The organism is Microbacterium sp. JAI119 (assembly GCF_013410135.1).
Taxonomy (GTDB): domain Bacteria; phylum Actinomycetota; class Actinomycetes; order Actinomycetales; family Microbacteriaceae; genus Microbacterium; species Microbacterium oxydans.
Genome location: NZ_JACCCK010000001.1, coordinates 1762410 through 1780642, shown reverse-complemented (window position 1 = coordinate 1780642; position 18233 = coordinate 1762410). Strand labels below are relative to the sequence as shown.

Genomic DNA, 18233 nt, shown 5'->3' with positions numbered 1-18233 from the left:
TTACTCTGCGTCTGCTGCGGGAGCCTCAGCGGCCTCCGCGTCGGCCGCGGCGGGAGCCTCCTCAGCAGGAGCCTCCGCCTTCTTCTCGGCCTTGGGCTTGACGACGGACTTCTTGGACGCGTCGATCTCGAAGGGGGCCTTCGGCTCGGCGACCTTGAGCGTGGACTTCGCGTCCTTGTCGCCCTTGAACTTGCCCCAGTCACCCGTGATCTTGAGGATGGCAGCGACCTGCTCGGTCGGCTGTGCGCCGACGGAGAGCCAGTACTGCGCACGCTCGGAGTCGACCTCGATGAACGAGGGCTCCTCGGTGGGGTGGTACTTGCCGATCTCCTCGATCACGCGACCATCGCGCTTGGTCTTCGAGTCGGCGACGACGATGCGGTAGTACGGCGCGCGGATCTTGCCCAGGCGCTTGAGACGAATCTTGACAGCCACGATTCTCCTGAATTGTGTGGAAGGAAACGAACCGGTCGCCTGGAGAGTGGGGTGCACACCCGGCGGAAGCTCTAATGAGTGTGGACTCCTGCTGGATAGAGGGTCGAGCAGGTCGTCCGACCCTCTATTCTGCCAGATCCGAGGGCCGGGCGCGAAACGTGGCGAAACCCCCGTTGCCGTGTCGCGCCTGCTGCGTGCCAGACTGTGCGGGTGAAACTCGAGTTCGCCTCTTCGGCCCGGTCCACCGTCGGTCTCGAATGGGAGATCATGCTCGCCGATCCGGTGAGCGGTGACCTCGTCGGGCGCGCACCCGAACTGCTCGCCGCGCTCGAAGCCGAGAGTGCGGACGAGCGACACACCGTCACGGGCGAGCTGCTCACCAACACGATCGAGGTGACGAGCGGCATCGGCGACTCCGTTGCGCACGCGGTCGACGACATCGGGAACGCCATCGCGGCGGTCCGCGCGGCGACGGATCCCGCTGGCATCGAGCTGCTGTCGGCGGGAAGTCACCCGTTCGCACAGTGGTACGACCAGCAGGTGACCGACAAGTCGCGCTACCACACGCTGATCGAGCGCACGCAGTGGTGGGGGCGCAACATGATGATCTGGGGCATCCACGTGCACATCGGCGTCGAGGATCAGCGCAAGGTCTTCCCCATCATCAACGCCCTCGCGGGGTACCTCCCTCATCTACAGTCGCTCGCCGCGTCGAGTCCCTACTGGGCGGGAGAGCGGACCGGCTACGCATCGAACCGCGCGCTCGTGTTCCAGCAGCTTCCCACCGCCGGGCTCCCCTGGCCCCTGCACGACTGGGCGCAATACGAATCGTATCTCGACGACATGGTGCGCACCGGGGTGATGGCCGATGCCACGGAGGTGCGTTGGGACATCCGTCCCGCTCCGCGCTGGGGGACCATCGAGGTGCGCGCCTGCGACGGGCTGTCGACGTTGCCCGAGCTCGCCTCGGTCGCCGCGCTCGTGCAGGTCCTGGTCGAGGACTTCTCACGTCAGCTCGACGAAGGGCGGACCCTCCCCGAGCTTCCCGCCTGGTTCCACCGCGAGAACAAGTGGAGGGCGGCACGCTACGGGCTCGACGCCCGTGTGATCGTGGATGCGACAGGCACACAGCGCCCCGTTCGCGAGCATCTGTCCGAAGCTCTCGAATCACTGGCACCGACCGCTGTCGAACTCGGATGCGGCCGGGAGTTCGGCGGCATCGCCACGATCCTGGACGGCGGTGCCAGCTACGCGCGTCAGCTCGCCGTCGCCGACGCCGCGGACGGCGACCTCGCAGCGGTCGTGCATCATCTGATCAGGGAGTTCCGTTCCGGACCCGAGTCGTCGACCGAAGAGCCGTAGCTCCCGGCACGCCTGACGGCGGACGCCGCTGTTCAGTCCTCGACGAGGCGCCTCGCGAGTCCCTCGTCCAGGACCACATCGGTGATGAGTCCGGCCGCCAGGGCGGCGCGGAGGCTCACCAGCTTCGGGATGCCGGATACGACGCACACGCGGCGTGGAACCCGACGGAGTCGATCCAGGCCGGGGCCCGTGGCGCGCGCGTTCACCCGGATGTCCCGCCACGACCCGTCGGAGCGGAAGAAGACCGTGGCGACATCGCCGATCGCATGGTCCTCGCGGAGGCTGCGATAGTCGTCACGTCCGAGGTACCCGCCCACATAGACACGGCTCGGCACCTCGGCAGCGGGCGAACCGAGGCTGAACACGGCGACATCCATCTTCGCCTGCAGATCGAGCACACGTCGCGTGCTGCGTTCACGCCACATCGCCTCGCGCGTCGCAGGATCGTCGAAGAACGCGGGCACCGGGAACTGCTGGACCTGCGCGCCGAACGCACTGCCGAATCGCTGCAGGATGTCGCTGGAGTACTCGACACCCGTGGTCTGGGTGTTGCCTGCGCCGTTGAGCTGCACGAAGGTCGTGTTGTGGGTCTCCTTCTGGGTGAGTCCACGACTCACAGCGCTGATCGTCGACCCCCACGCGACGCCGATGACCATGTTCGAGTCGACGAATTGCGACAGCAGACGCCCTGCCGTCAGAGCCACGCGCTCGAGGCGCTCGACCTCGCTGAGGATCTCCGGCATCGGCACGACGTGCGCGGCCACTCGATGCCGATCCCGGATCCGGTGTTCGAGCATCCCGAGACGCTCGAGCGGCGAGTTGATCCTGATGTCGACCAGTCCGCTCTCCCGCGCGAAGCTCAGCAGACGTGAGACCGATGATCTCGACGTGCCGAGTTCCTTCGCGATGACCTCCATGGTCTTGTCCTGCATGTAGTAGAGCTGCGCCGCTGTGAGCGCCGCGATCAGCTTGCTGTCGCGAGATTCCGCGCTTGCACCGGCCATGACGTCCTCCTCAGCTTCGATCCTTGCACATATGTGCAGTGGGCTTGCGCGGGATGTCACACAGGTCGATGCTGGTGGCAAGCAAGGAAGAGAGGGTCGACGATGATCGATTCGGCACACTCGTCGGCGGAGCGCGCGGAGATTCGCGCTGTCCGCGAATCCGGGCGCACGAGCGTCCTCGTCATCGGCGGCGGGATCAACGGAATCTCCACGTTCCGCGACCTGGCGCTGCAGGGAGTCGACGTCGTGCTCGTCGAACGAGGGGACTTCGCCTCCGGCGCCTCCTCCGCGTCGAGCCACATGATCCACGGCGGCATCCGCTACCTCGAGAACGGCGAGTTCCGACTCGTCCGCGAATCCGTGGAGGAGCGCAACGGTCTTCTGAAGATCGCCCCTCACTACGTGAAGCCGCTCGAGACGACCATCCCGATCTACTCGACCTTCTCGGGCATCCTCTCCGCGCCGTTGCGCTTCCTCACGCACAAGAGCGGCAAGCCGCAGGAGCGCGGAGCCTTCCTCATCAAGATCGGGCTGACGATCTACGACACCTTCTCGCGCGATGGTGGCACCGTTCCTCGGCACCGTTTCCTCGGCCGCAAGAAGTCGCTCGCCGAGCTGCCTTCTCTCGACCCCAAGATCAAGTACACCGCGACCTACTACGACGCCTCGATGCACGACCCCGAGCGCCTGGCTCTGGACGTGCTCCAGGACGGACGATCCGCCCACCCGAGCGCGCACGCGCTGAACTACGTCGAAGCCGTCTCTCGTGACGGCGACAAGGTCGTGCTCCGCGACCGTGAGAGCGGCACGGAGTTCTCTGTGCAGGCCGATGTCGTCGTGAACGCATCGGGTCCCTGGACCGACCTCACGAACGATGCCCTCGGCACCGAGACGAGGTTCATGGGAGGAACCAAGGGCTCGCACATCGTGCTCGACCACCCCGAACTGCTCGAGGCGACCCGCGGACGCGAGATCTTCTTCGAGCACTCCGACGGTCGCATCGTCCTCATCTACCCCCTCAAGGGACGCGTTCTCGTCGGCACCACCGACATCGATGCCGATCCACGCGAAGTGGCCGTGTGCACCGAGGAGGAGGTCGACTACTTCTTCGATCTCATCCACCACGTGTTCCCCACCATTCCGGTGTCGCGCGAGCAGATCGTCTACAAGTTCTCGGGAATCCGTCCCCTGCCTCGTCACGAGGACACGGCCCCCGGGTTCGTCTCCCGCGACTACCGCGTCGAGGTCGACCAGAAGGGCGCCGTGCCGCTTGTGAGCCTCGTCGGCGGCAAGTGGACCACGTTCCGCGCACTCGGCGAGTCCCTCTCCGACACGGTGCTCGGCCTGATCGATCGCACCAGGACGGTCTCGACGGCAGGGCGCGCGATCGGCGGTGGGCGCGAGTTCCCCCGCACCGAGAAGGCCAAGCGCATCTGGTTCCAGGAGAACCTTCCCGGCGCCGGCGCACGTGCCGATCAGCTGCTGGCCCGATACGGTACCCGCGCGGCACAGGTCTGGGAGTTCGTCGAGCAGGGTGCGGACGCGCCACTCGCCGGCGGTGACCTCTCCACGCGTGAACTCGAGTGGATGGTGCAGAACGAGCTGGTGACCCGCCTGGAGGATGTCATCCTGCGTCGCACCAGCATCGCGTTCACCGGCGGGGCGACCGCCGAGGTTCTTGACGAGATCGCCGATGCCCTCGCGCCGATGCTCGGCTGGGACCGAGCGCGCCACGATGCCGAGGTCGAGCAGACCCGCGAACTGTTGAACGAACGTCACGGACTCGATATCCCGTCCCGCGCCCGCGGCTGACGGGGTCTCGGACTGCCGCCCTCCTCGCGGTGCAACTCCCATAAAGTGTCGGGGCAGAGGGGCCCCGACACACAAGAAAGGTCAAAGAAGACATGGCTGATGTGAATCTCGGTCTCTACTTCCTCTCCGAACTGGTAGGAACAGCGATGCTGGTCCTGCTCGGATGTGGTGTCGTCGCCAACGTCGCGCTCGCGAAGAACAAAGGCTTCGGCGGCGGCTTCCTGATGGTCAACTGGGGATGGGGTCTGGCGGTCTTCGCCGGTGTGCTCGTCTCCGCGTACTCCGGTGCCATCCTCAACCCGGCCGTCGGCATCGGACTGCTGATCTCCGGCACGATCGACTTCCCGATGTTCCTCGTCGCCACCGCGGCGGAGCTCGTCGGTGCGATCATCGGTGCGATCGTCGTGTGGCTCGCCTACAAGCAGCACTTCGACGAGGAGCCGGAGGCCGCCAACAAGCTGGGCGTCTTCTCGACCGGCCCCGCGATCCGCTCCTACGGATGGAACCTGGTCACCGAGATCATCGGCACCTTCGTGCTGGTCTTCGTGATCCTCGCGTTCGCGGACTACGGCGACATCGAGGTGGGAACCCCCGGAGGCCTCGGACCGCTCACGGCCCTCCCCGTCGCTCTGCTCGTCGTCGCTATCGGTGCCTCGCTCGGTGGCCCGACCGGTTACGCGATCAACCCTGCCCGCGACCTCGGTCCGCGTATCGCGCACGCGATCCTCCCGATCAAGGGCAAGGGTTCCAGCGACTGGTCCTACTCCTGGGTCCCGGTGGTCGGTCCGCTGATCGGTGGCGCGATCGCCGCTGCCGCAGCGCCCGTCCTGCTGCACCTCGCCTGAACGACCTGAATTCAAAGGAGAACAACATGGCTGACTACATCCTCGCCATCGACCAGGGAACGACTTCGAGCCGCGCGATCATCTTCGACAAGAAGGGCAGCATCATCGCGACGGGCCAGAAGGAGCACGAGCAGATCCTGCCGAAGGCCGGCTGGGTCGAGCACGACGCCTCGGAGATCTGGCGCAACGTCCAGGAGGTCATCGGACTCGCCCTGAGCCGCGCCGACCTGACGCGCCACGACATCGCGGCCGTCGGCATCACCAACCAGCGCGAGACCGCGGTGGTCTGGGACAAGACCACCGGCAAGCCCGCCTACAACGCGATCGTGTGGCAGGACACCCGCACGCAGGCGATCGTCGATCGTCTCGCGGCAGACGGCGGCGTGGAGCGGTTCAAGCCGGTCGTCGGGCTCCCCCTGGCGACCTACTTCTCGGGAACCAAGATCGCCTGGATCCTCGAGAACGTCGAAGGCGCTCGCGAGAAGGCGGAGGCCGGCGACCTGATCTTCGGAACGACCGACAGCTGGGTCCTCTGGAACCTGACCGGCGGCGTCGACGGCGGTGTGCACGTCACGGACGTGACGAACGCGTCGCGCACGATGTTCATGGATCTCGAGACGCTCGAGTGGCGCGACGACATCCTCGAGGCGTTCGGCGTGCCGCGCTCGATGATGCCCGAGATCCGCTCCTCTTCCGAGGTCTACGGTGCGGCGGAGGACTCTTCGCTGCTTCGCGAGACCCCGATCGCCGGCATCCTGGGCGACCAGCAGGCCGCGACGTTCGGGCAGGCCGCCTTCCAGAAGGGCGAGAGCAAGAACACCTACGGCACGGGCTGCTTCCTCATCTTCAACACGGGCGAGGAGATCGTCCACTCCAAGAACGGGCTGCTCACGACCGTCGGCTACAAGCTCGGCGACCAGCCGACGCACTATGCGCTGGAGGGCTCCATCGCCGTCACCGGATCCCTGATCCAGTGGCTGCGCGACCAGCTCGGCATCATCTCCTCTGCCCCTGAGGTGGAAGAGCTGGCCGACAAGGTCGAGGACAACGGCGGCGTGTACATCGTGCCCGCCTTCTCCGGTCTGTTCGCACCGTACTGGCGTCCTGACGCCCGAGGCGCGATCGTCGGGCTCACCCGTTACGCGAACAAGAACCACATCGCTCGCGCAGCGCTCGAGGCCGTCGCCTTCCAGACGCGCGACGTGCTCGACGCCGTGAATGCGGACGCCGGTGTGGACCTCACCGAGCTCAAGGTCGACGGCGGCATGGTCGCGAATGACGCGCTCATGCAGTTCCAGGCGGATGTCCTCGGCGTGCCGGTGGTGCGTCCGGTCGTCGCGGAGACCACGGCCCTCGGTGCCGCTTATGCGGCAGGCCTCGCAGTCGGGTTCTGGAACGGGCTCGACGACCTCTCCGCCAACTGGCAGGAGGACAAGCGCTGGGAGCCGTCGATGGACGAAGCAGAGCGCGACCGTCAGCTGCGGCTGTGGCGCAAGGCCGTCACGAAGTCGATGGACTGGGTCGACGACGACGTGAAGTGATCTGACACGAAGGCGAAGCGGGTTCGGAGCTCATGCTCCGGACCCGCTTCTCCATGCGCTGTCCGAGCTCTCCCAGCTCGACGTGACGGCTTCCACGACACCGACGAACGCGCGAGCGACGTTCCTCGGTGCCGCCGTATCCCAGGCGAGATACTCGACCCGCACCGGGCCACCGCGCACTGTCGAGATGGACACGTCGAACGCGGAGCGCTGGACGGTTCCCGGCGCCAGCAAGGTCACCGCCAAGCCCGCCTCCACCAAGCCGAGGATGAGGGTCGCGGAGTCGGCTTCGAAAGCCACATCGCGCGGGAGATCGGCCGCGTGGAATGCCGCGTCACTCTGGGCTCGTCCCGAAGTCGCGACGGGGAAGTCCGCGAACGTCATCCCCGCGAGGTCCTCCAGTGCGATGTCGCTCCTGTGCGCGAGCTCGTGCCCTCGAGGGAAGACGGCGACGAGCCGCTCACGAGAGAGCACACGGGACGCCACTCCCAGAGGTTCAACGCCTTCGCGCAGGCCCAGCAGGGCGACATCGAGCTCATCGTGCCGGAGCCTGCGCATCAGGACATCACTGTTCCCGACCTGCAGTTCCACCCGCACGTCCGGGTACGCCGCACGGTAGGCGACGAGCACGGCCGGCACGTCGACGGCGGTCACCGTAGGGATGACACCGACCCGAAGCGTCCCCTCGACGACACCGTCTACCGCGGCCGCATCCTCTCTGGCTCTTTCAGCAGCTCGGAGGGCAGCGCGCGCATGACCGAGGAATGCCTCGCCCGCCTCGCTCAGGCGCACCTGGCGACTGGAGCGAACGAACAAGCGCCGGCCGAGTTCGCGTTCGAGTGAGGCGACCTGATGGCTCAGCGCGGACTGCGTCACGAAGCATCGCTCGGCGGCGCGGGTGAAGCTCAGGGTGTCGGCGACTTCCACGACGTACCGCAATTGTTGGAGTTCCACGATTCATGATCTCTCTTCATGCGTCATGGTGCAATTATGCGTTGGACTCATCGGCTCCATGGTCGCAGGCTGAAGGCATGAACCGCATGACGCTCGTGCTGACCACTGCTCTTGCTCCCATCGCCTGGGGCACCACCTACCTCGTGACCACCGAACTGCTTCCGGCCGGGCACCCGCTGTTCGCGGGTCTGCTCCGCTCACTCCCTGCGGGTCTTCTCGCGGTCGCCATCAGTCGGCGGTTTCCGTCAGGGTCGTGGTGGTGGAAGTCCTTCGCCCTCGGCGCGCTCAACATCGGCGCTTTCTTCCCTCTGCTGTTCCTGGCCGCGGTGCGGCTTCCCGGCGGCGTCGCCGCCGCCGTCGCCGGAGCGCAGCCACTCATCGTCCTGGCTCTCGGAGCGCTCGTCCTACACGAGCGCATCCGGCCGATCACGGCCGCAGCGGCTCTCGTGGGCGCGGGAGGCGTCGCTCTGGTCGTGCTCGGCCCGGCCGCCGAACTCGATCTCTGGGGCGTTCTCGCTGCGCTCGGCGGTGTCACAGCGACGGGTGTGGGCATGATCCTCACCAAACGCTGGGGTCGCCCCGTCGGGGTGGGGCCCGTGTCCTACGCGGGCTGGCAGCTCAGCGCGGGCGGCATGCTGCTGCTACCGGTCACTCTGATGGTCGAGGGCGTGCCTCGGGAGATCGACGGCAATGCCGCTCTCGGCTACCTGTGGCTCGCCACCGCCGGGGGAATCATCGCGTACACGCTCTGGTTCCGAGGCGTCCAGCAGCTACCGGTCGTCGCGCCGGGGCTCCTTGCACTCCTGTCCCCCATCGTCGCGACACTTCTGGGGTTGGTGGTCGCCGGTGAGCGTTTCACCGCGCCTCAGGCGATCGGATTCGTGCTCACGCTCGGCGCGCTCGTCCTGGGGCAGTTCGTCACGCGTCCGAAGCCGAGCTCAGACCGACGTGCCGAGGAGACACTCGGCGAAGCGCTCTCGGCGCCGCGCTGAGTGCACTCAGTTCTTGCCGAAGAGCTTCTGGATCTCGGCGAGGTCGGCCTCGCTCGGAGCCTGGGCAGCACCGCCGCCGATCCCGAACCCCGATCCGGTGGGCGTGGTCGTGGAGGATGCGATGCCCGCGTTCTCCGCTGCACGCTTCGCAGGGTTTCCCGAGCGGGACTTGCCGGAGGAGGACTTGCTCTTCTTCCCTCGCTTGGACGACGCGCCGGGTCGTCCCATACCAGGCACGGGTCCCATGCCGGGGATGTTGGGGGTACCCCCACGAGCGACGGTCTTCATCATCTTCGCGGCCTGCTCGAAGCGCTGCACGAGCTGGTTCACATCCGTGACGGTCATGCCGGAGCCGCGGGCGATACGCAGCCGACGCGAGCCGTTGAGAACCTTCGGGTTGCGTCGCTCGCCCGGAGTCATCGAGCGGATGATCGCCTCGGTGCGGTCGATCTCGCGCTCGTCGAAGTCGGCGAGCTGCTGCTTCATCTGCCCCATGCCCGGGAGCATCCCGAGCATCTTCTTCATGGAGCCCATCTTCTTCATCTGCTGAAGCTGCTCGAGGAAGTCCTCGAGGGTGAAGGCCTCGGTTGCGAGCTTCTCGGCCATCTTCATGGCCTCTTCCTCATCGAAGGCCTGCTGGGCCTGCTCGATGAGGGTCAGGATGTCGCCGAGGTCGAGGATGCGGCTCGCCATGCGGTCGGGGTGGAACGGTTCGAGGTCCTCGAGACGCTCACCGGTCGAGGCGAAGATGATCGGGCGTCCGGTCACGGAGGCCACCGAGAGCGCAGCGCCACCACGGGCGTCACCATCGAGCTTCGACAGGACGACGCCGGTGAAATCGACGCCCTCCTGGAAGGCCTTGGCGGTGTTCACCGCATCCTGACCGATCATCGCGTCGATGACGAACAGCACTTCGTCGGGGCTCACGGCCTTGCGGATGTCCGCAGCCTGCTTCATCAGCTCGGCATCGACGCCGAGGCGTCCGGCGGTGTCGATGATGACGACGTCGTGCTGCTGACGACGGGCATACTCGACACCGTCGCGCGACACCTTCACCGGGTCGCCGACGCCGTTGCCGGGCTCCGGAGCGAACACGGTCGCGCCCGCCTGCTCCGCGACCACCTGCAGCTGGTTGACGGCATTCGGACGCTGGAGGTCTGCGGCCACGAGCAGAGGCGTGTGCCCCTCGCCCTCGAGCTGCTTGGCCAGCTTGCCGGCGAAGGTCGTCTTACCCGAGCCCTGGAGTCCCGCGAGCATGATCACGGTCGGTGCCGTCTTCGCGAACTGCAGGCGGCGCTGTTCGCCGCCGAGGATCTGCACGAGCTCCTCGTTGACGATCTGCACCACCTGCTGCGCCGGGTTCAGCGCCTTGTTGACCTCGTCGCCGAGGGCACGCTCGCGCACCTTCGCCGTGAAGTCCTTGACCACCACGAGCGCGACGTCGGCGTCGAGCAGAGCGCGACGGATCTCGCGCACGGTGCCGTCGACATCGGCGGCGGTGAGCTTTCCCTTCGTGCGCAGATTGCGGAAGGTTTCGGTGAGCCGATCGGAGAGCGTGCCAAAGGTAGCCATGGTGCGTACGATTCTACGCGAGTGAAGCGGCGCCGCTCAGCGCCGTGCGGGCTCAGGACCAGGGCAGGTCGTGAATCATCGCCAGCGCTTCCCGCAACACGGTCTCCGGCGTTCCGCGCCCCGCGCCCTGCTCTGCCCACACGCGCAGCGACGAGAGCACCGCAGCCGCGTGCGCCGCCCCGAGGATGTCGGCCCGGATCACGTCCACGCCCGCCGAGGACGCCGCGAGCGACACGGCAGCGGACAAGCGTGCCATTCGCAGGCCGGTGTCGCGCACGAGCTCGTCCTCCAGCCCCATCGCCCCCGCGTTGCGAAGGGCGAGAGCAAGCGGATCCGGTGCGAAGTCGTGGACGACCCGCAGCAGGATCTCCCGCACCGACTCCCCCGTCGCGACCCGGCCCAGGCCCCGGAGAGACTCGACAGCCTCACCGACCCGTTCGTCGATTCCTGACCACAGCACGTCGCTCTTCGAAGCGAAGTAGTTGAAGAAACTCGAACGGCTCACCCCGGCGCGCTGCGTGATGTCCGCCACCGAAGTGGCAGCGTAACCGCGTTCCAAGAAGAGCTCGCACGCAGCCTCGGCGAGCGTCTCCCGTGACGATGCCTTCGGGCGCCCGGCTTTCCCCGTCGAACTCATGCACTCACGCTACCGCGCGGCGCGGATCGAGAACGCCGTCCTCGACCCGAAGGAGTATTGTTGCTCTCAGTCCATTTACACCGAAGGCGGTTTTGTGATGCTCGAGATCCTCACGCCCGGGTTCGTTCCTACGCCGGTGCCGTACCTCGACGGGTGGGAGCTTCAGCGCCGGGTCCATGCCGACGTGGTCGCAGGCACTCGGCAGGACACCCTCATCCTGCTCGAGCACGAAGCCGTGTACACGGCGGGCAAGCGCACGGAACCGCATGAGCGTCCGCACGACGGCACGCCGGTGATCGACGTCGATCGCGGCGGCAAGATCACCTGGCACGGCCCAGGACAGCTGGTCGGCTATCCGATCGTCCGCCTCGGCGAGCCCATCGACGTGGTCGCCCACGTGCGCCGACTGGAGCGTCTGCTCATCGAGGTGCTGCGCCCGCTCGGAGTCGACGGCTATCAGGTGGAGGGCCGCAGCGGCGTCTGGGTGCGCCGCCCGCTCTCCGAGGACAAGGTAGCCGCGATCGGGGTACGGGTGCAGCAAGGAGTCACGATGCACGGCTTCGCCATCAACTGCGACAACTCCCTGGCCGGTTTCCGCGGCATCATCCCGTGCGGCATCACCGACGCGGGTGTCACGACCGTGAGCGAGGTCACGGGATCCTCCGTTTCGCCCCGTGACCTCGTCGATGCCGTGACCCGTGCGTTTCTCGCCGAATACTCGACCCCCGAACTGTCAGGAGCCCACGCATGACCGCCGCACCCGAGGGCCGGAAGCTCCTCCGTCTGGAGATCCGCAACGCCGAGACACCGATCGAGCGCAAGCCCGAGTGGATCAAGACCAAGGCGAAGATGGGTCCGGAGTACACGGCGTTGCACTCGCTCGTGAAGAGCGAAGACCTGCACACCGTGTGCCAGGAGGCCGGCTGTCCGAACATCTACGAGTGCTGGGAGGATCGCGAAGCGACGTTCCTCATCGGCGGGTCGCAATGCACGCGTCGCTGCGACTTCTGCCAGATCGACACCGGCAAGCCGGCTGACTACGACACCGACGAGCCCCGCCGCGTCGCCGAGAGTGTGCAGCGGATGAACCTCCGGTACGCGACCGTGACCAGCGTGGCCCGTGACGACCTGCCCGACACGGGTGCCTGGCTCAACGCGGAGACTGTCAGGAAGATCCACGAGCTCAACCCGAACACCGGGGTGGAGCTGCTCGCGAACGAGCACAACGCCGATCCGGCTTTCCTCAACCAGATCTTCGACGCCCGACCAGAGGTGTTCGCGCACAACGTGGAGACCGTTCCCCGCATCTTCAAGCGCATCCGACCCGCTTTCCGCTACGAGCGCTCGCTGAACGTGCTCACTCAAGCCCGCGACGCCGGGCTCATCACGAAGTCCAACCTCATCCTGGGCATGGGCGAGGAGCCGGAGGAGGTCGTGCAGGCGCTCAACGATCTGCACGATGCCGGCTGCGACATCATCACGATCACGCAGTATCTCCGCCCGACACCGCGGCACCACCCGGTCTCTCGTTGGGTGAAGCCAGCGGAGTTCGTGGAGTTCAAGGAGGAAGCCGAGCGCATCGGTTTCCTCGGCGTCCTCGCCGGTCCGCTCGTGCGCTCCTCCTACCGGGCGGGGCGCCTGTGGGCGCAGTCGATGACGTCCAAGGGCCGCGAGATCCCCGCGCACCTCTCCCACATCGCAGAGAGCGCCGATCTCGGATTCGCCCAGGCCGTCTGACCTCGTCGCTGCCCGGGGTAGCCGCTCGTGCGGCTAGTCCGCGCTCATCACCGACTGCACGCTGCCGTCGGAGCCGAGATTGACGAGCAGGACGTCATCTGACGAGCTGTCGTCGAGCGCGTACTCGAGCACCGCGAATGGTTCCGAGCCCCCATGCTCGTCGGCGAGGATCGTCATGCTCATGAGCCGGAGCGAGCGGATGATGTCGACGGCGGCGTCTCCCGACACGTCGACGAGCACGTCGGGCAAGTCATCGCCGTACGCCTCCTGCTGCTGAAGGATGTACTCGGTGACCTCGCTGGTGCGGTCGTCCACCTCTGCGAGCATGCCTCGACGCGCCGTGTCGTCGACGCTCTCCAGGCCCGCGATGAGCGAGGCGGCGATGTCGAGCGCATCGGACGAGACGTCGTCCTGGTCCGGAGCGGTCAGGTCCACGGTCACACTCTGATCACCGAGCTCCACGGTCTCCGACCAGAAGATCGATCCGTCCGGGCCCGAGGACAGGAGTCCGAAGTAGTCGTGTTCGATCGCCATAACGCTATGAAACCAGCCTCGTGCTCACTGCGGTAGTCCCGTCGTCAACCGACCAGCGACTGGACGAAGACATGAGGAGTGAAACCGGTGAGGTCATCGATCCCCTCGCCCTGTCCGAGCAGCTTGACCGGGATGCCCGTGCGCTCCTGCACGGCCAGCACGAAGCCGCCCTTGGCCGACCCGTCCAGCTTGGTGAGGACGAGTCCGGTGACGCCAGCGTGTTCGAGGAATGCCTCCGCCTGCATCACGCCGTTCTGGCCGGTGGTGGCGTCGAGCACGAGCAGCACCTCGCTGATGGGCGCCTGCTTCTCGATCACGCGCCGGACCTTCGAGAGCTCGTCCATGAGGCCGCCCTTCGTGTGCAGGCGGCCCGCCGTGTCGATGATCGCGATCTCGATGCCTTCGCGCTTCGCATACTCGACCGTCTGGAATGCCACTGAGGCGGGGTCCTGACCCTCCTGCTGCGGACGGACGATCGCCGCCCCACCGCGCTGCGCCCAGGTCGCGAGCTGATCGACCGCTGCTGCGCGGAACGTGTCGGCGGCACCGACCACCACACTGCGCTGGTACCCCCGGAGGAACTTGGTGAACTTCCCGATGGTCGTGGTCTTGCCGACGCCGTTGACGCCGACGACGAGGACCACTGCGGGGCGCTCGGTGAGCTTCAGCGTCGTGTCGAACTTCGCGAAGTGCTCCTCGAGCGTCTCCCGCAACATGCGCTGGAGGTCTTTGGGGTCGGTCGTCCGGTAACGGTCGACCTTCTGGCGCAGCTCGTCGACGACGCGCTCGCTGATGTCAGGGCCGAAATCAGCCGTGATGAGCGCGGTCTCCAGATCCTCCCAGGTCGTCTCATCGATGGTGGGCTTGACGAACATGCCGCGCAGTGCACGACCAAGAGACCAGGACTTCTCCGCCATCCCACCAGCCTACGGGGTGCTCAGCGGATGGAAGGCGTGCGCGCCGATGGACTCGGTCAGACCGCGGCCGCAGCTCGGTCGCCGACCCGCTGTCCTACGACCGCCGAGACGCCGTCCTGCCGCATCGAGACGCCGTACAGCGCATCAGCGATCTCCATCGTGCGCTTCTGATGCGTGATGACGAGGAGTTGCGAACTCTCCCGCAGCTGCTCGAACACGGTCAGCAGACGACCGAGGTTCGCGTCGTCCAGAGCTGCCTCCACCTCGTCAAGGATGTAGAACGGGCTCGGCCGAGCCTTGAAGATCGCGACCAGCAGAGCCACCGCCGCGAGCGACCTCTCGCCGCCCGACAGCAGCGACAGGCGCTCGATCTTCTTTCCCACAGGACGGACCGACACCTCGATGCCGGTGGTCAGCATGTTGTCGGGATCTGTGAGCGAGATGCTGCCCGTTCCCCCCGGGAACAGCAGCGGGAACACCTGGCCGAAGGCCTCCTTCGTGTCCTCGAAGGCGCTCGCGAAGATGGTCTGCATCCGCTCGTCGAGGTCGGCGATGATCGTCAGCAGGTCCTGTCGCGTCTGAGTGAGGTCGGCCAGCTGCTCGGTGAGGAAGGCGTGGCGTTGCTCCAGCGCGGCGAACTCCTCGAGGGCCAGCGGGTTGACGCGTCCGAGCTGCGCCAGCTTGCGCTCCGCCTCTGCGAGACGGCGCTGCTGGATGCGGCGATCGAAAGGAATCGCCGCGGCGCCGTCTCCGGCGTCTCGGTCCGCCGCTGTCGTCGTGGTCGGATCGCGCGGGACGAGCTGGTCAGGACCATATTCCGCGATGAGAATATCTTCGTCCAGGGCCAGTTCGGAGGAGACCCGCTCCAGCAGGCTGTTCAGGTGCAGCTTCTTCTCGTGTATCTGCAGCTCGAGCCCGTGCACGCTCTCGGTGAGCCCTGTCAGACGTTCGCGCAGCGATGCCTCCTGAGCCCTGAGGCCGACGAGTTCCTGGTTCTGGGCCGACCGAGCGGCCTCGGCCTCTTTGAGCGCGAGACGTGCCTCGGCTACGGAACGATCGAGCGAATCGAGGATGCGCGGCAACTCGTCCGCAACGCCTGAGGCCGACTCCCGCTGCGCGCGGCGGATGACCGCGCGTCGGGCCGCCTCAGCCGCAGCGTCACGTTCCTGCTCGCGCTGCCGTTCCAGGCTCGCGACCCGGGACTGCGCGGCGCGGACGCGCTCGCGCAGGGTCTCGATCTCGAGTCGAGCCCGCACCTCGCCCTCACGTGCCAGCTCGAGAGCTTCGAGGAGTCCGTCCCGTGCGGATGCATCCAGAACCGGCCGCGGCGCTGCGATCGCTTCGTCCAATGCCGCTTTCGCCGCCTCCGCCTTCTCCTCCGCCTCGGAGACGGCGGACTGCGCCTGCGCGAGCCCGGTCTCCAGCCTCTCGCACTCCGCGACGGCGGATTCGTGTCGCACGGTGATCCGGTTGACCTGCTCCGCGTGCGTGGCGAGGGCAGCGTCGTGTTCGCGGAGCGCTCGAAGAGCCTCCTTGGCCTGCCGTCTCGTGGTCTCGACCGCCTCGTCGGCATCCCGACGAGCTTCACGGAGCGAGTCCGCCACGATCCGGATCTCCGCCAAGCGTTCGGCTGCGGCATCGCGTTCAGCCGCGAGCTCGAGACGCGAGCGCTCACCGCCCGAGCCGGTGCGAAGCGTCTGAGCCGTGATCACGTCTCCGCCGAGGGTGACGATGGTGGTCCCGGTGTCCCCCTTCGCATCGAGTGCAGACCGCGCCGCTCTGGCCGAGTCGAGGTCATCCGCTATCAGCACATGCGACAGGATGCCCAGCACTCCCTCGGGGGCGGTAACGACGTCGACGGCGGGCACGACGCCTGCCAGGGACGGCAACGCCGCGTGCGGTCGCGGCGAGTCGGCGATGACGAAGTCCACCACTCCCCTGCGCTGTTGCGCCGATTCGACGGCCATCGCGAAGGCATCAGACGCCGTGTCGATGAGCACGCCCTCCGCAAGCGGCCCGAGGACCGCGGACACCGCCGCCTCATAGCCGGCACGTACCTGCACGGCATCGCCGACCAGGCCGCGGACGCCACGTCCTCCGGCGCTGACGATCTCCGCCGCACCGCCGGAGAGCGCCAGAGCGCTGCTCAGCGCGGATGTCTTGGCGGTCAAGGAGTCGACTTCACGCTCAGCCGAGTGCAGACGCTCCCGGAGCGACTCGCGCTCGGTCTCCGCCGCCGTGGCGGCCCGCTGCGCGCTCTCGTATGCCGCCGCATGCTCGACGGCCGTACCCTCCGGTGCCTCGGCGTCGTCGATGGACTCCAGTGCCTCAGCCGCTTCCCGCCGACGAGCGTTCGCGGCCTCGAGGGCGTTCTCCTGGCGGAGAACCGCCCCTCGGACCGCGGCGAGAGCTGACGCCGCAGCCTCGGCGGATCCCCGCAAGGCAGACAGTCGCATGTCGTACTGGGAGACGAGCGCGCTCTGCTCGGCGATGTCGACATCGAGGGTGTCGAGTTCCGCGCGCGCGTGCACGACCTCTCGGCTCGCGGCGGCTGCCGCGTCCTGGGCGTCACCCAGTCCCGCAGAGATCGTGTCGATCTCGTCTCTCGCCTCGTCGATCGTGGCCTGTGTCACGGTGATCGCGGTGACCGCGGCATCGTCGTCGTCCGTGCCGAGCAGCGCGAGGCGCTGATTCGCGAGCGTGTAGAGCCCGCGCATCCGCTCCTGCACCTGCTCGAGACCGAACGCCACGCTGCGCGCCTCGTCCACGGCGACGGAATTCTGATCCTGTTCGAGTCGCGCGATGCTCGCGCGAACCGTCTCCGCCTGGTCGGACAGAACGAGACGCTCGGTGTGGCGCTCGTGCTCGGTCCGAGTGTGGTCAGCGAGAGCGGCACGCAGAGAAACCACGTCGTCCGCGAAGAGGCGCGCCTTGGCATCACGCACCACGGCGGCGATGGTCTGCGCCTCGCGCGCGATCTCGGCCTGTCTTCCCAGAGGCTTGAGCTGCCGCCGGATCTCGCCCGCGAGATCGCTCAATCGGGTGAGATTCGTCTCCATCGCATCGAGCTTGCGGAGCGTCTTCTCCTTGCGACGTCGATGCTTGAGGATTCCCGCTGCTTCCTCGATGAATCCTCGGCGGTCCTCGGGCGACGCCTGCAGCACGGTGTCGAGACGTCCCTGGCCGACGATGACGTGCATCTCGCGTCCGAGTCCCGAGTCGCTCAGAAGCTCTTGAACGTCGAGGAGACGACAGCCCTCGCCATTGATGGCGTACTCGCTCGAACCGTTGCGGAACAGGGTGCGACTGATCGTCACCTCTGCGAACTCGATCGGCAGCGCCCCATCGGAGTTGTCGATCGTCAGCTGCACCTCGGCCCGACCGAGAGGACCGCGTGTCGACGTGCCGGCGAAGATGACGTCTTCCATCTTCCCGCCGCGGAGAGTCTTCGCACCCTGTTCGCCCATCACCCAGGCGAGCGCGTCGACGACGTTCGACTTTCCGGAACCGTTCGGCCCGACGATGCAGGTGACCCCGGGCTCGAAGACGAAGCTCGTCGGTTGCGCGAACGACTTGAACCCTTTGAGCGTCAGGCTCTTCAGATGCATACGGGCACCGCTCGTCCGGGGAGAATCACGCGGCTACGCTACCGGAATTCCGGGCCTGGAGCCTCATCCCGCGCGGGTCGACGGCGAACTCGAGAGGCCGGCGACACGCCGAGCGGAACAGTATGTGCTTGACGTGGCTCTCGCGGGTTCGCTACGGTGGCCTCCGGATCGCCACACGAAAGGAGGTTACCGATGATTACGACTCAGCTCAACGCACAGGCCACTGGCCTCGCCGCGCCCGCGCACTTTGCGCCGCGCCCTGCGTTCTCGGTAACCGCCGGCG

The 18233-nt window shown here is 67.0% G+C and carries 15 protein-coding genes; 7 read left to right on the top strand and 8 right to left on the bottom strand.

Annotated features, from left to right (window positions below):
- Entirely contained in the window at nt 1-435 is a 435-nt protein-coding gene (gene rpsP, locus HDC31_RS08555) for a 30S ribosomal protein S16 (RefSeq protein WP_046747075.1), read from the bottom strand.
- Nucleotides 436-645: 210 nt separating this feature from the next.
- On the opposite strand from rpsP, the gene HDC31_RS08550 reads away from it, so the two are divergent.
- Nucleotides 646-1797 (top strand): glutamate--cysteine ligase, encoded by a 1152-nt coding sequence (locus HDC31_RS08550; protein WP_046747076.1) that lies wholly within the window; start codon nt 646-648, stop codon nt 1795-1797.
- A gap of 32 nt (nt 1798-1829) precedes the next feature.
- On the opposite strand, the gene HDC31_RS08545 is transcribed toward HDC31_RS08550, so the two are convergent.
- Entirely contained in the window at nt 1830-2801 is a 972-nt protein-coding gene (locus tag HDC31_RS08545; protein WP_021200458.1) for a sugar-binding transcriptional regulator, read from the bottom strand.
- Nucleotides 2802-2903: 102 nt separating this feature from the next.
- On the opposite strand from HDC31_RS08545, the gene HDC31_RS08540 reads away from it, so the two are divergent.
- The 3 genes from HDC31_RS08540 to glpK all read left to right on the top strand — a co-directional run bounded on the left by HDC31_RS08540 (nt 2904) and on the right by glpK (nt 6999).
- Nucleotides 2904-4613, top strand: a complete 1710-nt coding sequence (locus HDC31_RS08540) for a glycerol-3-phosphate dehydrogenase/oxidase (protein WP_113681919.1) — start codon at nt 2904-2906, stop codon at nt 4611-4613.
- A 92-nt stretch (nt 4614-4705) separates the two neighbouring features.
- Nucleotides 4706-5458 carry an MIP/aquaporin family protein gene (locus HDC31_RS08535; protein WP_028501983.1) on the top strand — a complete coding sequence of 251 codons (753 nt, stop codon included), beginning with the start codon at nt 4706-4708 and terminating at the stop codon, nt 5456-5458.
- A 26-nt stretch (nt 5459-5484) separates the two neighbouring features.
- Entirely contained in the window at nt 5485-6999 is a 1515-nt protein-coding gene (gene glpK, locus HDC31_RS08530; RefSeq protein ID WP_113681918.1) for a glycerol kinase GlpK, read from the top strand.
- A gap of 30 nt (nt 7000-7029) precedes the next feature.
- Here the strand turns inward: glpK and HDC31_RS08525 are convergent, their stop codons facing one another.
- Complete coding sequence (locus HDC31_RS08525; RefSeq protein WP_113681917.1) at nt 7030-7953, bottom strand: LysR family transcriptional regulator; 924 nt, start codon at nt 7951-7953, stop codon at nt 7030-7032.
- A 77-nt stretch (nt 7954-8030) separates the two neighbouring features.
- On the opposite strand from HDC31_RS08525, the gene HDC31_RS08520 reads away from it, so the two are divergent.
- Nucleotides 8031-8945: an EamA family transporter gene (locus HDC31_RS08520; RefSeq protein ID WP_179516014.1), complete on the top strand. Its 915-nt coding sequence runs from the start codon at nt 8031-8033 to the stop codon at nt 8943-8945.
- Nucleotides 8946-8951: 6 nt separating this feature from the next.
- Here HDC31_RS08520 and ffh read toward each other — a convergent pair whose 3' ends face one another.
- Together ffh and HDC31_RS08510 are read right to left on the bottom strand one after the other, a co-directional pair.
- Nucleotides 8952-10517, bottom strand: a complete 1566-nt coding sequence (gene ffh, locus HDC31_RS08515; protein WP_113681916.1) for a signal recognition particle protein — start codon at nt 10515-10517, stop codon at nt 8952-8954.
- 52 nt (nt 10518-10569) lie between these two features.
- Entirely contained in the window at nt 10570-11154 is a 585-nt protein-coding gene (locus tag HDC31_RS08510; protein ID WP_046747082.1) for a TetR/AcrR family transcriptional regulator, read from the bottom strand.
- A gap of 97 nt (nt 11155-11251) precedes the next feature.
- Between HDC31_RS08510 and lipB the strand changes: the two genes are divergently transcribed.
- Together lipB and lipA are read left to right on the top strand one after the other, a co-directional pair.
- On the top strand, nt 11252-11905 hold the full coding sequence (gene lipB, locus HDC31_RS08505) for a lipoyl(octanoyl) transferase LipB (RefSeq protein ID WP_061017677.1): 654 nt from the start codon (nt 11252-11254) through the stop codon (nt 11903-11905).
- Nucleotides 11902-12891: a lipoyl synthase gene (gene lipA, locus HDC31_RS08500; protein ID WP_113681915.1), complete on the top strand. Its 990-nt coding sequence runs from the start codon at nt 11902-11904 to the stop codon at nt 12889-12891. Before lipB ends, lipA begins: the two co-directional genes overlap by 4 nt.
- Before the next feature lie 33 nt (nt 12892-12924).
- Here lipA and HDC31_RS08495 read toward each other — a convergent pair whose 3' ends face one another.
- From HDC31_RS08495 to smc, 3 genes are read right to left on the bottom strand one after another with little or no spacing between them, the layout of a single operon-like run.
- Entirely contained in the window at nt 12925-13425 is a 501-nt protein-coding gene (locus HDC31_RS08495; protein WP_046748457.1) for a DUF2004 domain-containing protein, read from the bottom strand.
- A 44-nt stretch (nt 13426-13469) separates the two neighbouring features.
- On the bottom strand, nt 13470-14342 hold the full coding sequence (gene ftsY / locus HDC31_RS08490) for a signal recognition particle-docking protein FtsY (RefSeq protein WP_045265192.1): 873 nt from the start codon (nt 14340-14342) through the stop codon (nt 13470-13472).
- 56 nt (nt 14343-14398) lie between these two features.
- Entirely contained in the window at nt 14399-17950 is a 3552-nt protein-coding gene (smc, locus tag HDC31_RS08485) for a chromosome segregation protein SMC (protein ID WP_179516013.1), read from the bottom strand.
- Between the last annotated feature and the right edge of the window lie 283 nt (nt 17951-18233).